The sequence below is a fragment of the Streptomyces sp. YIM S03343 genome (genome assembly GCF_054729195.1).
On the sequence record NZ_JBPUKX010000001.1, the window covers coordinates 104,147 to 121,431 of the forward strand.

The window sequence follows — 17,285 nt, forward strand, 5'->3', positions numbered from 1 at the left end:
CAACGTTCGGAACGTTTCCCTTGCCGTGCCGATGTTCCGGATACCCGCGTCCGGTCATCTCGCCAGCGGTTTACACGGGACAGGCAGCGGACTAACATACAACCAAATGGTTGTAGATGAAGCTGCTGACGGAAGCCTGGACCGGCTCTTCCACGCCCTGGCGGACACGACGCGCCGGGACATACTCCGCCGCTGTGTCCACGGCGAATTGTCGGTGTCACGCCTGGCCGCTGCCTATCCGATGAGCTTCGCCGCAGTGCAGAAGCACGTGACGGTGCTGGAGCGAGCCGGACTGGTCACCAAGCAGCGCCGCGGACGGGAGCAGCTCGTCCTCACCGAGCCCGAGGCCGTGGCCCGGGCACAGCAGGCCCTCGACGAACTGGAAGCTGTGTGGCGCAGCCGGGTGGAGCGGATGTCCTCTCTGCTCGCGCAGGCCCCCCGTGCGGCAGAGCACAATCCGCAGGAAGGACAGGACAGATGAGTGTGACCAGTGTGGACAAGGATTTCGACAGCCTCACCCTCTCTCTGATCGCAGACTTCGCAGTGCCGGTCGAAAGGGTGTGGCAGCTGTGGGCAGACCCCCGTCAACTGGAGCGCTGGTGGGGACCGCCGGCCTACCCGGCCACCGTCGAGAACCATGACCTGACCCCGGGCGGCGACGTCACCTACTTCATGACCGGCCCCGAGGGTGACAAGCACCGCGGCTGGTGGCGCGTCACGTCGGTCACCCCGCCTACATCCCTGGAGTTCACCGACGGCTTCGCCGACCAGGAGGGAAGCCCGAGCCTCACCATGCCGACCACCACCGTGCGCGTACAGCTGACCCAGCACGGAGACGGCACCCGGATGGAGATCCGGTCCGCCTTCGACACTCGGGAACAGATGGAACAACTGATGACCATGGGCATGGAAGAAGGCCTCAAGCAGGCGGTCGGCCAAATGGACGACCTCCTCACCGACTGAACGGACTGGGCGACTGCGGCAACCAGCAAGTCGATGTCATTGCGAGCCGAACGACGAGCCGGGCAACCCCGGCGGCGCGGCTTCGAGCGGTTGCGCCAGTGGTTCGTCGCCCCGGCCGGGGAGCTCTTCCGTCGTCGGGGCCGGCTGGGGTACTGGTGGACGAATTCAACGCGACGGGGGCGGGGGTTTCCCCTGGGAAGGCCCGACGGCCGTACTGGCACCCGGTCTTCAACGTCACGGACTGCGACACCGCGGTCGGCAAGGTCACCGAGAACGGCGGCAGCGTGCAGATGGGACCGGAGGACGTGGAGGGCATCGGCAGGCTGGCCATCTGCCTCGACCCGTCGAACGCGGACTTCGCCGCATTCACCCCGGCCCGGAGCTGAGCCCCGGCAGGCCGGGCCGTAGGAACTGTCGTACCAGGCAGTCAGCCTCCGCAAGGTGCACAAGCACCGACGGAGGAGGGCCAGACATATCGCTCGAACCGCCCGGGGCTGGGCGCTCCGCGACTCGGAGGGCGCTGAGCAGCATGCCAGACGGCGAACCGTCCTCTGCAGACTCATCCCGGCGCCGGGGGAGGGGACACGCCGAGCGGGCGGCCTCGACGCCCCGACCGCAGCCGCCCCGTAGCCTCGGCCCTGTGACGCTGACAGACGGAACGTACCGGCTCGGGCCGCCGACCGGCCGGCTCCTGCTCAGGACCGGCCGCGCCGGGCTGGGCCGCAGGGCGGGACACGACCTCACCATCGAGGCCACCCGCTGGTTCGGGGAGGCCGTGGTGGCCGTCGGGGACGCGGACAGGTCATCGGTCAGCGTGACGGTCGAGACCGGTTCACTGGAGGTCAGGGAGGGAACCGGCGGGATCAAGGCACTCACCGACGCCGACCGGGCTGAGATCAAACGGACGCTGGCCGACAAGGCCCTGCTGCACACCGCGGAGCATCCCAGGATCACGTTCCGATCCACCCGCATCACCGGAACACCGCAGTCCTTCGAGATCACCGGAAACCTCACCATCAAGGGTCGGACCCACCCCGTGAACGTGCATGCGGAGGGCAACGGCGACGAGTTGCTGCGCGGCTGGGCGACCGTCACCCAGTCCACCTGGGGCATCAAGCCCTACACCGCGTTCCTGGGCGCGTTGCGCTTGGCCGACGAAGTCCGCGTGGAATTCGAGGTAACGACCGCACCAGCCTGAGCAGCCCCCGTGGTCAGCTGCTCGTCGCGCATCAACCCCGGATATCCACGCCCTGAGGACGACACCAGGCAGAAGACGCGACTGCCAGCCTGCAGTACGGAGCCCGGATATCGGTATCCTCGCTGCTCCGTGACTGGGGATGCAGCGGGGTACGGGATCCAGCAGGCGGGGTGCCGCATCCTGGGCCGCGGACCGAGGCGCCGTACGACATCGACACCGAGGGCGGGCTGCCATCCGCCGTGCACTCAGCGGCTCTTCGCAGTGCGGCCGCGACGGGGACGAACCCGCCCACGAGTGCGGCCCTCACGAGGACGATCGCCAGGACCCCGTCGGCCGCCCAACCGGTCCACCGCCAGTTCGCCAGGAGAGCACCGCCCAGCCCCAAGAGCAGGACGAGCCTCCTGCTTCCGGCCCCTCGACATCGCGTCGAGGGGGCGGAGTTGGTAGCGGGGGCGGGATGTGGACGACGGCGACCTGTGGGTTATGAGCCCAGCGAGCTACCGAGCTGCTCCACCCCGCGTTGGTGTGACCACCGTACGCGTAGGCCGCGGCAGCGATTCCTGGTCTGGCAAGGACGTGCGCCAGACGCCGCCCGCACGGACTCGCGGTCCCAGGACGGCCGGGGCGCTCCCGAGGTCGGGAACGCCCCCGTGGTCCCGGCTCGGTCAGCCGTAGTCGTTGCGGTTGATCTTCAGCGAGCGGGTCTGGTCGTTGAGGTAGGTGGCGCAGCTGGCCGCGCATGGCGTCGGGGTCGGCGGTGCGGAAACGCAGTAGACAGCCCGCACCGAGGCGCGGCCGCCGAGCTTGTCGGCCAGGCGTTCCAGCAGGGTGACCGAGGCGTGCGCGGCCGGCAGGTCCGTGTCCGGCAGAGACACGGGCGCGCTCTCGTGGTCGTCGGCGGTCATGACGTGCCTCCTGACTGGGGATGCTCGGCGGCGTCGAGGATGTGGGTGGCGCCGGGTGAGAGGAAGCCGAGAACGCGGATCGATCCACCGAGACGATAGTGGACCCGGCGGCGTGGGCGCCGCGACCGGTGCGGCGGCCACTCATCGGCGGGGGCCGGGCGATGGCGTCGACGGCGTGCGTCCGCCGCCCGCGGGGACGCGGTGGAGTTCGGACACGTATGTGGTCCGGCCTCTGCGCCGAACAGGTTCTCGTCCCCCTGGCTGCGCGGGTATGGCCTATTCGGTCCTGGCGCAGCCGGTACCGTGGACGTAGTCGGTGCGTAGCCCGTCGGTGTCCGCGGCGGGTCGTCTGCCGTAGTCGGCAGTCGGCGGCAACGCGCTCGGTGCGCTGCATCTCCCGAGGTGGGAGCCCTACTTGCTGCCCTGCCGTGCCTCCCTGCGGGGCGCTGGGCGGACAGCGGAATCTTTCGGCGGCGGGTGTATCAGCGGCCCGGAGGGCTGCTCCTTCCCCTTGGCGGCAGGCAAGCCGCCGCGCGACCAGGGCCGGTGCGGGCAGATCCCGTGCCGCCCGCGCGTCTCGTCACCGGGGGAACACATGACCACTGACCCGATCGTCCAGGATCTGCCGTTCCTGTCCCAGGCGAACGCCCTGGGGCAGGGGTTCGACGTCTACGGCGTCTACGGCGCCGAGAGCCTGCTGCGGCCGATCTTCGACCTCGACGACACTCCCACCACCGTCTTCACGTTCCTGGGCAAGGACTACCAGATCCCGTCCGTCGTCCGCGGTGTGCAGGACACCTCGTCCACGTACAACAGCGGCACCTTCACCTCGCGTGAGGGCTTCCAGAACAAGGTCGCCGTGTTCGCCGGGGTCGAGGGCAAGTACGGCGAGTTCAGCGGGGAGCTGAAGGCGGCGTTCGCCACCGACTACGCACGCAGCAGCGAGTACTACTACACGTTCAAGAACTTCTACACCCGGCTGGGCCACCTGCAGCTCAACCCGGACACCACGTTCCTGACCGCGGACTTCAGCGAGGCGGTCGGCAAGCTGCCGGACACCGTGACGCCGCAGAACCTGCCGGTCTTCGCCGACTTCTTCGCCCGGTTCGGCGGGTACTACACCAGCCAGGTGTCGCTGGGCGCCTCACTGGAGTTCTACAACGGCGTCAGCAAGGTCACCACCGACACGGTCACCCAGATCAGCGCGATGCTGGAGGCGCACTACACCGGCCTGTTCAGCAGCGGCAGCATCTCGGCCGGCATCCTGGCCAGCCAGGAGTGGAAGACCTACGCGGAGAACTCGACCCTGTCGATCGCGACCACGGGCGGCGACGCCATCGGTGCCGCGCACCTCCAGTCCATCGACGCCCGCAACCCCAGTGACAAGACGGTGGACGCCTTCAACGGCTGGCTGGAGACGATCAGCGACAACCCGGCGGTGTCCGAGTACAAGCTCAGCGGCATCTGGCACGTGTGCGGCACCAAGAAGCCGGTGGTGCAGCAGGCGTGGGTGCTGTTCGGCAAGACCATGCACCCCCGGATCACCATCGAGGCGACCAGCCCGGCCACCCAGGCCCCGACGATCACCCTCGGCTACCAGATCAAGCCGTCCACACCGCCGGACACGCTGTCCGGCTGGCAGATCGCGATCCTGGACCGGCGCGACGTGAGCACGCCCTCGAAGGTGGTGTTCGACCGCTACTACACCTTCGACAAGGACTGGGTGACCACGTTCCAGAAGGTCTACCAGACCATGGCCCGCGACATCCGCGAGTCCGGGTGCGCCGACGAGAACCACATCCTCGTGGCGTGCGGCTTCGGCCTGAAGTACAACTGCTCGCCGAACAGCGACTTCTACGGCCTGCTGCGCTCGGCGGGCGGCGGCGAGATGCTGCAGCGCTGGGTGCAGAACGCCAACCCGGGCAGCAGCAACGTCAACAACACCGGCTACGCGCTCATCGGCGTGTTCGACGACGGCGCCGACAGCGGGCTGGAGGCGTTCACCTCCGTCTGGGACCGCTCGGCACGGCTCGACCTGGACGCCTATTTCTACCGGCTGGCCTACGACGCCCCGTACACGTTCGGACCGGCGCCCCTGCCCACCGAGACGTCGCCCACCTGGACACCGGCCAGTGACGGGTCCAAGACCGAGCCGGCCCCTGGCGAGCCTGCCGAGGCCTGAGGTGCCCGCGTCGCGTCGGCCACGCCCACGGCTGCTGGTGGTCGGGGAGTCCCAGCGGCACACGGGATACGCGCGGCACGCCGCGGGCCTGCTGGGCGCCCTGGCCGACCGGTGGGACATCCACCAGTTCGAGGTCCGCGACGCCGGGCAGCGCGTCCCGCGACCGTGGCAGGTGCATCGCAGCCAGGTGGACGGCGACAGCTACGGACTGGCCCAGCTCCCGCGGCTGGCCGACCGCCTGGCGCCGGACGCGCTGTTGTTCCTGCACGACGCCGTTCTGCCCGGCCTGCACGCGGGGTGGCTGGCCGGTCGGGGCGACCGGCCGGCCGCGGCGGCGATACCGGTCGAGCGGACGGCGGACGCGGCGGAGATCGCGCCCTGGCTGGACGGCCTGGACCTGGTCGTCGTCCCCCACGAGCCTGCTCGCGCCGCGCTCGCCGCGGCGCGCGGACCCGCCCCGGCCGTGCATGTGGTGCCGCACGGCCTGTCCGCGGCCGATTTCCGGGCCGCGGACGCGAGGCAGATCCGGGCCCGGGCCAGGGCCCGGCTGTGGCCCGGCCGTCCCGACCTCGCCTCGGCCTTCATCGTGCTCAACGCCAACCGCAACACCGGGCGCAAACGGATCGACCGTACGCTCGCCGGGTTCGCCGGGCTTGTCCGCGCCGGCCACGAACATGCCCGGCTCGTGCTGCACATGGGCCGACGGGACTTCGGGATCGACGTGGTCGCCACCGCCCGGCGGCTCGGCGTGGCCGACCAGGTCATCTGCACCGCGGCTGGCGACGGCCACCCCGACACCGACGAAGCCACGCTTCGACGGCTGTACGCCGCAGCCGACGTCGGGGTCAACACCGCCGACGGTGAGAGCTGGGGCTTCGTCGCCTTCGAACACGCCTGCACGGGAGCCGCGCAGATCGTGTCCGGCCACGACGGGCAACGGGCGATCTGGGGCGAGGCGGCAATTCTGCTGCCCACCGGCGAGGACACCATGCCGGCCGCGCTCACCGCGGCGCTGATCCGGCTAGCCACAGAGCCGGACACACTGCGCGAGTACGGCCGCAGGGCCCGAGCCCGGGCCCTCGACCCCGCGCTGGCCTGGCCTGCCGTCGCCGCAGCCTGGGACCGGCTGCTCCAAGGAGCGACGGCACGGCCCGGCATATCGAGATGAAGCCGATGTGATCACGCCAGGCACCTGCGCCTGCCGGTCCAGCCGCCCGCAGGCCCAGGACCCACAGTGCTCACGGTGTTCACAGGCACCACCACGAACGCTCACGACACCAGACCTGTCGGAAGGAAGATGTGCCTTGTCCATGACATACACACAGCGCGCGCACCACGAGCGCTGGCTGGAGATCAACGAGTACTGGACGCCCGAGCGGATGGCTGCGGCCGTGCCCGAAGACGCCCTTGCCGAAGCCGCGGAGATCCCGGCGCCGCGGGCCGAACTGCCCGGTGCCTTCAAGACGACCCTGGTGCAGAACCCGGCCGACAGCCCCTACTACCGGCGGGCCGGCGTCCTGTTCTACGTCCGCGACGGAGTGGACCTCCAGGGCAGCGCATCGGCCATCACCCACAACGGCATCCTCACCGCCGCTCACTGCCTGTACGGGAGCACGGTGCGGAAATACATCACCAAGGGCGCCTACGTGCCCGGTTACAAGGACCTCCGGGAACCGCTGGGCAGGTGGCCCCTGTTCGGTCAGCCCGTCGTCCCGGACGCGTGGAAGGCAGACGTCAACCGTGCCTGGGACTACGGGTTCTGCAAGGTCGGCCTGGGCGGGGACAACGGCTACAAGGTGCTGGGCAACGTGACGGGATACTTCGGTCTCCTCGTCGAACGGCCCGAGGTCCGTGAGTGGGACGTCCTCGCCTACCCGGCGGTCGCCATACCGGGCTACCTGTTCGACGGGCACCGGATGTGGAGTTGCCAGGGCGGTTTCACCCGCCAGCCCAGCTTCCACACCATCGGGAAGGAAGGGAATCTGACGGCCGGCTCCAGCGGCGGACCCTGGCTGATTCCCGGGCACCCGTACGCCAACGGGGTGCAGAGTTACGGCTCTGACACCTTCCCGGGAGAGGACTTCTCGCCCTACTTCGACGCTGATGTGCTGAAGCTGTACAACAAGGCGTTTCAGCCAGGACGACAGTGAGTTGTCCAGGAGGCATCGTGGGTGACATCGGATGACGCACTCCTGCCGCCCGGACCTGGGCCGTCGCCAGATCGTGAGGCGGCAGGAATTCGCATCATTCCGGAGGACTGCCGGATTCTGCCGCAAGACGCGTCCGGCATTCCTCGCGATGACAACGGCGAACCGAATACCGGCGGTCGGCTCACCGGTCGGTCTCAGCGCTCCCACAGATCCGGCCCGCCGCCCCGCCACTCGATCTGTGCCGCCGAAGCGGCGGGAACGCAGACACTGGTGCGCCAGCCGTGTGGCTACGCATCAGTCCGGCGACCTGTGGCGGATCACCCCTTCGTTCTCCTTGACGCCTTTACGGGCACGAGCCCGGGTCGGGGCCTTGGCCGTAGTGGTCCGGTGTGCGCGAGTTCTTCAGCGGTGAACGGGGGGACAGCGGGAACGCGGTGCGGGGAGCCGCGCAGGATCGCGGGCAGGACGGCAGGGCGGAGGATGGTGCGGGTGGAGACCGAGAGGGAGATCCGCGACAGCCTCCAAGCTTGACTCTGTCCGCGTCGCTGCGGCTCCAGCTGTGACCGGATCGGTCCGTACCAGGACCTGATGAGGCCTGTCGCCACTCCGGCTGCGCCGGTCAGGCTTGGGGGCATGACCCGAGCACTGATCGTCATCGATGTCCAGGAATCCTTCCGCGCCCGCCCACTGTGGGAGACCATCTCCAACCCGAAGATCGCCGACCAGGTGGACCGACTGGTCCGGCTCGCCCGCCAGGCCGGGGACCTGGTGGTGTGGGTGCTGCATTCCGAGCCCGGCAGCGGCGATGTCTTCGACCCCGCCCTCGGCCATGTCCGGCTGATGGAGGAATTGGAGCGCCGGGACACGGAACACCTGATCCACAAGACCTCGCACAACGCTTTCACCACTACCAACCTGCAGCAACTCCTCACAGAGCGTGGTATCCACGAGCTCACTGTCTGCGGCATCCGCACCGAGCAGTGTGTGGAGACCACCACCCGCGTCGCGAGCGACTTCGGCTATCTGGTCACCTTCGTCATCGACGCCACCGCGACCAACCCCATCCCGCACCGTGACGCTGCCGCCGACCAGAGCATCGCCGAACTGCTGTCGGACCCCCGCACCCTGAGCGCCGAGGAGATCATCAGACGCACCGAGTACGCCCTTGCCGGACGCTTTGCCGCCATCGCCACTGTCGGGCAACTGGAGGCTGCAGCCGGGCCTCGGGCATGATGACCGGATCGTGAGCCACATCGCCTTCCTCCTGGTGCCCGGACTCCATCTGCTGGACCTGGCAGGCCCCGCGCAGGTCTTTTCCGCAGCCGCCGACTTCGGGCACCCCTACACACTCAGCTACATCGCCGAGCAGCCGCTGATTCCCACGTCTCAGGGCCTGCCCCTGGTGGCCCGGCTCGACTGGCCCGAACTCGGCCCCGAAGACCTGATCCTGGTGCCCGGCTGGCGGGCGCTCGCCCTGGCCGACAGTCCTGTCATCAGCACCCCCTCCCTGCAGTCCCTCCGGGACCACCACGCCAGGGGCGGCACCGTTGCCAGCGTCTGCGCCGGAGCCGACGCGCTCGGCCGAGCCGGCCTGCTCGACGGCCGCCGCTGCACCACCCACCACGATCTGCAGGACGAGCTCGCACGCCGCTACCCCAGGGCGGTGGTCATCCGCGATGTCCTGTACACCGCCGACGACCGGGTGGTCACCTCGGCCGGCATCGCCAGCGGCATCGACCTGGCCCTTCACCTGATCGCCACCCGGCACGGCCCTGCCGTCGCCGCCCAGGTGGCCCGGGACATGGTCGTCTACGCGCGGCGCAACGGTCACGAACCGCAGGCCAGCGCCATGCTCCGGCACCGATCCCATCTCGACGACACCGTGCACCGCGCCCAGGACCTTCTCGACGCGCGCTTCGACCAGCCGTTGCCCCTGCCAGCCCTGGCCGCGGCCGTGGGCGTGAGCGAACGCACCCTCACCCGACTCTTCACCCGTGCCACCGGCGGCCTCACCCCGCTGCGCTATCAGCAAACCCTCCGCCGAGAACGCGCCGAGCACCTCATCAGCCACGGCGCCACGGTCGATGCCGCCGCCCGCGCGGTCGGCTTCGAGGACCCCCGCATGCTGCGCCGCCTGCGAGCCCGCGAGATCTGACCGCGAGCCGCGTCGATGTCGTGCCGTCGACGCCTTGATCTCTTATTTCAATGAGGGACGCTCCATTGCTACCGAAACGGTCATGAGGTCAGCGGTTGCCGTCCGTGGAGCCAGCGGAGGTGGGGCCGAGGACTGTGGGACTGACGGTGGTGTGCGTGGTGAGGTCTTCACCGTCCTGGGTCGCTTAGCGGGCTCCTGCAGGGGCACGGAGCTGTTCGGCCAGCCGCTCGAGTTCGGCCACCGTGGCAGGCGAGCGGTCGCTGAGTCCGCTGTGCACGGCCGTCGGGCTCTTCAGGAAGCGCCGGAGCACGGCCACGAGGAGCCCTTGCGGCAGAGCCCGCAACGCGGCGAACGCGCGAGGTACCGGCGGCGTCTCCATCGCGGCGAGGTTCTGCCGCATGAGGTGGAGCATGCCGCGTACCGCGTCCGGGGCGTCGGCCAGCGCTACCGGGCCGCCCGCCGCGTGTACTGCCTGACCGAGCGGGACCTCGAACGCGGCGTGCGTCCTGAGCCAGGCATCCATCTGCGGCTCGGCCTTGGCGTTGATCCCGGCAGTACGGAACGTCTCCACGATCCGTACCAGTCGCGGGGTGGTACGGCCGTCGGGCTCACCGATCGGCATCGCGACCCGGCGGGTGATGAAATTGGTCTTGCGGTAGCGGACCACGTCGCCGTCCATCGTGCCGCCAGTCGCGGGGAAGCCGAGCAGCACCCGCTCGTGGCCGATCACCGCACCCAGCGTCTCCGGGCTGGCTGCCCAGTTGAGCAGGAACAGCACGTCACCTTGGACACCAGCGAGTGATTCCAGCACTGCATCCACCTGGTGGGTGCGGACGAAGACGGTGATCAGGTCGTACCCGCCGTCCGGCTGCTCTATCACCGGTACCGGCACCCGCCTGACAGGGCCGTCTTCCTCGGCCAGCTGCACTCCCTGCCGGCGCAGGGCGGTCAGGCGTTCGCCCCGGGCGAGGAGCGAGACGTCGTGGCCAGCCTCGTGCATGCGGGCGGCGAACAGACTGCCGCAAACCCCGGCGCCGTACACGAGCAGCTTCATGACAGTCCTCTTTCATACGTTCGTTTGATTCATACGTTCGTTTCATTCAAACATATGTAGAGTCCCTCGTGTGGCGACCCCAGACACCCGCACTCAGATCCTCGACGCGGCCGAGCACCTCTTCGCCGAGCACGGATACCGCGGCACTTCGGTCCGCGCGATCACCAAACTCGCCGGAGCGAACCTGGCCGCCGTCGGCTACCACTTCGGCTCGAAGGCGGAGCTGATGGCGGCAGTCGCCCGCCGCGTGGTCGAGCCCATCACCGCTGCCCAGTGCGCCGGGCTCGACAAATTGCTCGCCCGGACCCCCGACCCACCGGTCGGCGAACTGGTGGAGGCATTCGCGGGGCCGCTGTTCGACGAGATGCCGGCCGGCGACGAGGGCGGCGCCCGGACGTCCCGACTGATCGTGACGATCCTCAGCGACCCGGCCGAGGAGGCACGCAGCTGGACCGGCACGGCCGAGGACTCGGTCCGTGAGCGCTACTTCGCAGCCTTCGCGCGCGTACTGCCCGGCCTTTCCCCGGAGGAGCTGTGGTTCCGGATGCGGGGGATCTTTGCCGTGACGGCCGTCGACCGCCTCCAGGTCCACCAGCAGCCCTCCCCTGGCTGCGTGTCCCCGGTAGCGGGCGAGGCGGCCCGGCGATGGGCGATCACGTTCCTGACGGCAGCGATGAGTGCGCCACCGATCCGGCCCTGACGACCCAAGACAGACGCTGACGGCGCGGGTCATGCGGCGTTCGCCCTGTGGACGAGGGCTGAGGCGCTTGTCGGCGGCGTTCTTGTTCCGCCAGATGATGTATCGGCGGATCATACTGCCCTGGGCCTTGTGGGTCGGGTGGTCGGTGCCGTCGAGGGCGAAGTAGCGAAGGGCGGTGAACTGGGCCTCGATCCTGTTCAGCCAGGAGCTGTTGGTCGGGGTGTAGACGATCTCGGCGTTATTGGCAGCCGCCCACGCGCCGACCCGCTGGCAGCGCTTGGTCGTCAAGTGCGGCGATTAGTTGTCACAGACGATCGCGATGCGTACGTCCGCCGGGTGCAGCGAGCGCAGGTGGCAGCAGAATTCCAGGAACTTGCTTCGGTTCTTGGTCTTCTTGATGTGGCCGTAGAGCTGGTCTTTGCCCAGGTCGCAGGCTGCGAATAGGTGGCGCACACCGTGCGGGCGGGTGTATGTGGCCCGGCGGCGCGGCCGGGTCCTTGCCCTGGCCACCGTGTTCACCCACTGGCGTCCGGGATGGGGCTGGAGGTTGAGTGGACCGAACTCGTCCATGCACAGGATGACTTCGGGCTCACCGGGTTCAGGTATCACCTCGCCGTCGGCGCAGGCCTCGGCGGGGCGTTGTCACGTTGTTGGGTGTGGGGTGTCTGACGGTGCGTCGGGGTGTGGTGAAGCCCGGTTCCGGGCGTTGCTCAGGCCTTGGTGGGCAGGCCGACGACTCCGGTGACCTGCTCCCAGATCATGAAGCGGACGGTCAGTCATTTCGGCTCGGTAGTTGTGTGCGGTCATCCGGTGGCGGTGGGGCCGGAAGTGGGGTGAGATGCCGCTGAGGGCGGACAGGAACCGCGAGCGGTGCTCCACCGAGGGCATGACCTCACGGTGGGCGGCGCCGTAGGAGCGGAGCTTGTCGGTGACGATCACTCTCGGCACCGCACCGGTCTTCTTCAGCAGCCTGCGGAAGAAGCGCCTGGCCGCGGCGGTGTCCCGGCGGGACTGCACGAGGACGTCCAGCACGTTGCCCTCCTGGTCGACGACCCGCCACAGGTACTTCCGCTCCCCGTTGACCTTGATGAAGACCTCGTCCAGGTGCCATTTGTCCCCGGGCCGGGGGCGGCAACGCCGCAGCACGTTCACATAGGCCTGGGGATGTTGGTCGCGGTGACGCAGTAGCGCCAGCCGGTCTTCTTCTCGAACGCGGTCAGCTTCTTCAGGTGCCGCCGGGTCGGACGCACCCGGCGGCACGATCAGCCGCATTCCCTCCGGCCAGCCCTCGCAGGTGTTCAGCCCGGTCAGCTCCGCCACGAAGCAGCCCTCCTGGATGCTGCCGTCCTGGTGCACGGAGGTCTCCCAGGCGGCCTCGGGCAGGCGGGCGATGGCCCGCTCGTCGTCCTCGGTGATCTTCCAGCCGACGGTGTAACGGACCGTGCGCCGCGTGGTGTTCAACGCTTCGAGGTGCTCCAGCAGTGCGTGGGTGGCCCCGGCCCCGTCCACCCGGATGAGGAGCTTCGCGGCCGATGAGCCGGGAATCTGGGCGAGGGCATCGGTCAGCACACGCACGTGGTCAGACGCCGTGTTCGCTCCTGAATTCCCCGGCCGCAGGAGCATGGCCAGGGACTCGGTGGTGTTCGCGCACCACGCGGCCAGCGGATGAAACCCGAACGTCTTCTTGAAGGTGACCGCAGCCCCGGCCTTCTTCGACGCTGCGGTGATGACGGTGGCGTCGAGGTCGATGACGATCCAGCCGGCCAGCCGCTTGCCCGCCGCCGTCAGCCACGGAAAGCCACCCGGCCGCAGATGCAGCAGACTCCACACGTGCCGACGCACCCGCGCCCGTACCCTTGCGATTTTCACCAGGGTCGTCTCGTCGAGCGCGGCCAGCGTGCGGCGAGCGGTGGAATCCGAGGCCGCGAACCCGAACAACGGCCGGTGATGCAACTGGAGTTGCTCGGCCTCCGACAGGTTCTCGGCCCCGAGTACTATCGCGACCGCCAGGTGAACCAGCACTGCCGCACGGTCCCGCCAGCCGGCCACCGTACTGGACGGCAGCACCCTCGCCAGCGCGTCCGTCAGCCCCGTCCGGTCCGCACACCGACGCAGCAGCACCGCCCCCGCATGCCCAATCAGCCCCTTCCCGTCAGCCACCACCGACAGCCGACCGTCCCACCCTGTACGCTCAACCACCAGAAAGGTGCCTTGCTCCCGCAGCGGATACGACCTAGACACTCGCATCCTCGCAGGTCAACGGCACCTTTCTGCTATCGGAGCGTCAGATCAACCAATTCCGCTGAATAGCCAGGGCTAAAGCCAATACCGGTAACTTAGGGGCAATCTGGTCGTTGTTGTTGGTGTGGCAAGAGCGGGTCAACTGAAGTCATCTGGTGAGCGGTTGTCGGATCGGGTCGCGATCGGGGTGCTGACACAGGCGTTTCCTCAGTCGCTTGTGGACGAGGTGTTGGCGCAGACGGGTCGGGTCCAGCAGCGGAACCGGCTGTTGCCGGCCCGGCTGGTGGTCTACTTCGTGTTGGCGATGTGCCTGTTCTCCGGGCAGAGCTATGAGGAGGTCGCCCGTCTGCTGACCGCGGGTCTGCAGGGCGCGCGGCGTTGGCGTACGTCATGGGTGGTACCGAGTACGGCGGCGATCTGGAAAGCCAGGTCCCGGCTGGGGGTGGCGCCGGTGCGGCAGTTGTTCGCGAGGGTGTGTCGTCCGGTTGCCACACCGGACACTCAGGGCGCCTTCTACCGCGAATGGCGGCTGACCGCGATCGACGGTACGACGTTCGACCTGCCCGACACGAAGGCGAACGTGGAGGCGTTCGGCCGTCCGCCCCGCTCCGGGCGCGGTGAACAGGACGTCGGCTACCCGCAGTTGCGCATGGTCGGCCTGGTGGAGTGCGGCACCCACGCCGTCTTCGATGCTGCGACCGGAGCTCTTCGCACCGGAGAGCAGACTCTGGCCCGGGCGGTCCTGGGGTCCCTGCAGCCCGGGATACTGCTGCTGGCCGACCGCGGCTTCTACAGCGTGGACCTGTGGCGCACAGCCGCGGCCACGGGGGCGGACCTGCTGTGGCGAGTACGCAAAGACCTCGTGCTGCCCGTGCTCGAGCAACTGCCGGACGGCTCCTACCTCACCGAGATCTTCGACCGCAGCGACATCCACCACACCCGCCGTGGGGTGCCGGCGCGTGCGGTGGAGTACACCATCGCCGGCCATGACGGCGTCTACCGGCTCCTCACCACGATCATCGACGCGCAGACGGCCCCGGCCGCGGAACTGGCCGCCCTCTATGCCCAGCGATGGGAGTTCGAGTCCACCCTCGACGAGATCAAGACCCACCTCGGCGGGCCACACCTGGTACTGCGCTCGCAGCACCCTGACGGTGCCGAGCAGGAACTCTACGGCTTCCTGCTCGTCCACCACGCCATCCGGCACCTGATGCACCAGGCCGCACAACAAGCCGACCAGGACCCCGACCGAATCTCCTTCACCCGCTCACTGCGCGTCGCCCGCCGCCAGGTCACCGACCAGGCGGCATTTTCCCCCCGGCAGACTCCTCCGCGCGGTCAAAGCCACCCACACTGAACTCCTGGAACGCCTCCTGCCACGGCGACGCCGCCGGGCCAACCCCCGTGTCATCAAGCGCAAAGTCGCCGGCTGGCCCCTCAAACGCGCCGCCCACCGGGCCGCAGACCGCTCACCCACCGCGGCCATCACCCTCGTCGGCGCCACCAAACCCAAACGGGTCAAACGAACACCAAAGCCCTAAGTTACCGGTATTGGGGCTAAAGCGGGAACTGCTGCACCGACGGCGCTGGACATCGAAGGCCCAGGCACGCCTGGAACTGTTCCGCTGGATGTCGTACTACAACTGACACCGCCGGCACTCCGCGCTCGACTACCTCACACCGGTCAAGTTCGAACAGCGCGTGATCACGTCACGTACTCTGTCACTCGCCGCATGAAACCCGGGAGTCCGTGGAGAGCCCGGTACTCGGAGACGGGTGCGCCGGGTTCGGCGATCGGCACGGAGAAACGGACCGGTGGCAACACCGGCACGCGCTCCGTGCCGACTCAACAGGCACCCCGCGGCAACCGCACTGCATCCAGACCGTCCGGGGTTTCGGCTACCGGTTTCACAGTCCCCCGGTGACGGTGCGGTTGTCCCCGCGTACATCCTTGCCGCGCCGGTGGCCGCCCAGAGCTCGGCTCGGCCAGGCCCCGCCGACGACGGCCGCCCGCGTGCTGACAGGCGGTCACTGGTCGCGTCGAACGCGTCGTGTCCTCAGGAGCTGTGTGTGACCGGCATGGTGTCCCAGAGCGAGCACTGGTGTTCTGCGGAGAACTGGTCGTCGTCGATCAGGAAACTCCTGCCCCCCGCCCGCAGCGAAAGCGTCAACCCCTTGCCGCTGTTGTGTGCGGGCCAGGCGGCCTGCCGGGCGACATGCGGTCGGCCGGTCCTCGTGAAGGCGCCCCAGTACTGCGTCATCTCGCGGGCGAGCCTGCGCTCGTCGGCGTTGAACAGCGGGGCGATCGGCGTGCCGTTGTCGAAGCTGGGCCAGATGTAAGCGAGTTCCGCGGCATGGCCGGCTCCCCAGACGTAACCGGGTATCTGCGTCAGGCCGGGCCCGGTCCGGTGGTCGAACTCGTACGAATAGGCGGGGGTGTACCGCTCGAAGGTCTGCACGAGCGAGCGTTGCCCGCACCCGCCGATCCCGCTGATCATCCCCGAGTCGGTCATGATCGCGCCGACGAGGTACGCCGCGGTGTACGCGTCGGACGCCTCGGGCCAGGGGTAGCGGGCGAGGACCTCGTCGGCACGGTCCCCGGCGATGCCCTGGACGAAGGCGAGGTAGGCCTCCTTGCCCGCCCTTATGTAGCCCTGGGCGAAGGTGCGGCCCTCGTCGCGGGTGGCGCCGACGACCAGGGGCACGCGGGCGAACCGCCCGCTGCCCACCGCCTCGCGTACGTTGACCGGGAACGTGGGGGTCCCGTCGACGAAGTGGGGCGAGAAGGTCCGGCTCGCGTCGAGGAGGGAGCCCGCCGAGGCCGATCGCAGACAGCCGAGGACGGCCGTCTGGTCGGTGCCGTCGCAGCCCGCCTGCCGGGCGAACGCCTCTCCGGTGGTTTCGGCCCGGTCCTGCGGCTCGCTGGGGCAGGAGCCGCTCTGGATCATGGCACGGTCGAACAGACCGCGCGAGCCGGGCGACACCAGATGTCCGCAGACGGACCAGCCGCCCGCGGACTCGCCGTCGATGGTGACCGCGGCGGGGTTCCCGCCGAAGGCCGCGATGTTGTGCTGCACCCAGCGCAGCGCGGCCTGCTGGTCCATGAAGCCGTAGTTGCCGGACTCGCCGCCCTCCTTGGTGAGGGCCGGCAGTCCGAGGAAGCCGAAGACGCCGAGCCGGTAGTTGAGCGAGACGCCGATGACACCCGTCTCCCGTACGAGCTTCGACTCGTCGTTCTGTGCGCCGCTGCCGTTGGTCAGGCCACCGCCGTGGATGAACACGTGCACGGGAAGACGGGCGCCGGCCCGCACTCCCGCCGGCCTCCACACGTTGATGTCGAGACAGTCCTCGGTCTCGCTGCGCGGGCCGTTGCCGCTGGGCAGTACGGGGCAGGGATTGCCGAAGGCGGTGGCCTCCCGAACGCCGGTCCAGCGCGCCGCGGGCTGCGGCGGTTTCCAGCGCAGGGAGCCGGTGGGGGCCGCGGCGTAGGGGATGCCGACGAACCGCTCGACGCCCTGGGAGACGGCGCCGCGCACGGCGCCCTTGTCGGTGGGCACCGCGGTCGGCGCACTCGCGGACGCCGTCGCGGACGCCGTCGCGGGCAGCAGCCCGACGGCGGTCATGGACAGGATCAGCGCGCCGCCCAGGGCAGTACGGATTCTGCTGGCAGTCATGGGAACCTCTCTGGCGGGATGCCGGCCGCAGCGGTGCGGCCGGCACGCGTGGTGGTGGGGGGA

General features: G+C 69.2%; 13 protein-coding genes, 1 tRNA gene and 5 pseudogenes. 12 read left to right on the forward strand and 7 right to left on the reverse strand.

The annotated features are described in order from the left end of the window. Positions 1-106: 106 nt before the first annotated feature. The 4 genes and pseudogenes from ACSYGN_RS00515 to ACSYGN_RS00530 all read left to right on the forward strand — a co-directional run bounded on the left by ACSYGN_RS00515 (position 107) and on the right by ACSYGN_RS00530 (position 2,161). Positions 107-481, forward strand: coding sequence for an ArsR/SmtB family transcription factor (locus ACSYGN_RS00515; protein WP_460390677.1), 375 nt, complete (start codon positions 107-109; stop codon positions 479-481). After that, a complete protein-coding gene (locus ACSYGN_RS00520; RefSeq protein WP_460390679.1) occupies positions 478-963 on the forward strand; it encodes an SRPBCC family protein in 486 nt (161 codons plus the stop codon). The genes ACSYGN_RS00515 and ACSYGN_RS00520 overlap by 4 nt, the downstream gene beginning before the upstream one ends. A 206-nt stretch (positions 964-1,169) precedes the next feature. Beyond that, positions 1,170-1,349 (forward strand): annotated as a pseudogene (locus ACSYGN_RS00525) (VOC family protein); the annotation flags it as partial. 254 nt (positions 1,350-1,603) lie between these two features. Continuing rightward, positions 1,604-2,161: a YceI family protein gene (locus tag ACSYGN_RS00530; protein ID WP_460390681.1), complete on the forward strand. Its 558-nt coding sequence runs from the start codon at positions 1,604-1,606 to the stop codon at positions 2,159-2,161. A gap of 441 nt (positions 2,162-2,602) precedes the next feature. On the opposite strand, the gene ACSYGN_RS00535 is transcribed toward ACSYGN_RS00530, so the two are convergent. Both ACSYGN_RS00535 and ACSYGN_RS00540 read right to left on the reverse strand, forming a co-directional pair. After that, a tRNA-Met gene (locus ACSYGN_RS00535) sits at positions 2,603-2,681 on the reverse strand. Between the two features lie 145 nt (positions 2,682-2,826). Next, positions 2,827-3,066 carry a hypothetical protein gene (locus tag ACSYGN_RS00540; RefSeq protein WP_460390683.1) on the reverse strand — a complete coding sequence of 80 codons (240 nt, stop codon included), beginning with the start codon at positions 3,064-3,066 and terminating at the stop codon, positions 2,827-2,829. Between the two features lie 595 nt (positions 3,067-3,661). Between ACSYGN_RS00540 and ACSYGN_RS00545 the strand changes: the two genes are divergently transcribed. The 5 genes from ACSYGN_RS00545 to ACSYGN_RS00565 all read left to right on the forward strand — a co-directional run bounded on the left by ACSYGN_RS00545 (position 3,662) and on the right by ACSYGN_RS00565 (position 9,553). Next, on the forward strand, positions 3,662-5,248 hold the full coding sequence (locus ACSYGN_RS00545) for an MAC/perforin domain-containing protein (RefSeq protein WP_460390685.1): 1,587 nt from the start codon (positions 3,662-3,664) through the stop codon (positions 5,246-5,248). A 1-nt stretch (position 5,249) separates the two neighbouring features. Further along, positions 5,250-6,416, forward strand: coding sequence for a glycosyltransferase family protein (locus tag ACSYGN_RS00550; protein ID WP_460390687.1), 1,167 nt, complete (start codon positions 5,250-5,252; stop codon positions 6,414-6,416). Between the two features lie 142 nt (positions 6,417-6,558). Beyond that, positions 6,559-7,398 carry a trypsin-like serine peptidase gene (locus tag ACSYGN_RS00555; protein ID WP_460390689.1) on the forward strand — a complete coding sequence of 280 codons (840 nt, stop codon included), beginning with the start codon at positions 6,559-6,561 and terminating at the stop codon, positions 7,396-7,398. Between the two features lie 633 nt (positions 7,399-8,031). Further along, positions 8,032-8,631 carry an isochorismatase family protein gene (locus ACSYGN_RS00560; protein WP_460390691.1) on the forward strand — a complete coding sequence of 200 codons (600 nt, stop codon included), beginning with the start codon at positions 8,032-8,034 and terminating at the stop codon, positions 8,629-8,631. A gap of 10 nt (positions 8,632-8,641) precedes the next feature. Continuing rightward, on the forward strand, positions 8,642-9,553 hold the full coding sequence (locus ACSYGN_RS00565; protein ID WP_460390693.1) for a GlxA family transcriptional regulator: 912 nt from the start codon (positions 8,642-8,644) through the stop codon (positions 9,551-9,553). A gap of 184 nt (positions 9,554-9,737) precedes the next feature. Here ACSYGN_RS00565 and ACSYGN_RS00570 read toward each other — a convergent pair whose 3' ends face one another. Next, positions 9,738-10,607: a ketopantoate reductase family protein gene (locus ACSYGN_RS00570; RefSeq protein WP_460390695.1), complete on the reverse strand. Its 870-nt coding sequence runs from the start codon at positions 10,605-10,607 to the stop codon at positions 9,738-9,740. A 70-nt stretch (positions 10,608-10,677) separates the two neighbouring features. Here ACSYGN_RS00570 and ACSYGN_RS00575 point away from each other — a divergent pair, with 70 nt between their 5' ends. Next, the gene (locus ACSYGN_RS00575) at positions 10,678-11,307 is read left to right on the forward strand and encodes a TetR/AcrR family transcriptional regulator (RefSeq protein ID WP_460390697.1); all 630 of its coding nucleotides are present in this window, start codon (positions 10,678-10,680) and stop codon (positions 11,305-11,307) included. A 29-nt stretch (positions 11,308-11,336) separates the two neighbouring features. Here ACSYGN_RS00575 and ACSYGN_RS00580 read toward each other — a convergent pair. The 3 pseudogenes from ACSYGN_RS00580 to ACSYGN_RS00590 form a co-directional block, all read right to left on the reverse strand. After that, positions 11,337-11,934: pseudogene (locus ACSYGN_RS00580) on the reverse strand (transposase); the annotation flags it as partial. An 83-nt stretch (positions 11,935-12,017) separates the two neighbouring features. After that, positions 12,018-12,465: pseudogene (locus tag ACSYGN_RS00585) on the reverse strand (IS6 family transposase); the annotation flags it as partial. Positions 12,466-12,624: 159 nt separating this feature from the next. Then, positions 12,625-13,554, reverse strand: a pseudogene (locus tag ACSYGN_RS00590) (transposase); the annotation flags it as partial. Positions 13,555-13,672: 118 nt separating this feature from the next. Between ACSYGN_RS00590 and ACSYGN_RS00595 the strand changes: the two are divergent. Next, positions 13,673-14,905 (forward strand): IS4 family transposase, encoded by a 1,233-nt coding sequence (locus tag ACSYGN_RS00595; protein ID WP_460390699.1) that lies wholly within the window; start codon positions 13,673-13,675, stop codon positions 14,903-14,905. Positions 14,906-15,102: 197 nt separating this feature from the next. Continuing rightward, a pseudogene (locus ACSYGN_RS00600) lies at positions 15,103-15,285 on the forward strand (integrase core domain-containing protein); the annotation flags it as partial. Between the two features lie 320 nt (positions 15,286-15,605). Here ACSYGN_RS00600 and ACSYGN_RS00605 read toward each other — a convergent pair. Next, positions 15,606-17,222, reverse strand: coding sequence for a carboxylesterase/lipase family protein (locus ACSYGN_RS00605; RefSeq protein ID WP_460390701.1), 1,617 nt, complete (start codon positions 17,220-17,222; stop codon positions 15,606-15,608). Between the last annotated feature and the right edge of the window lie 63 nt (positions 17,223-17,285).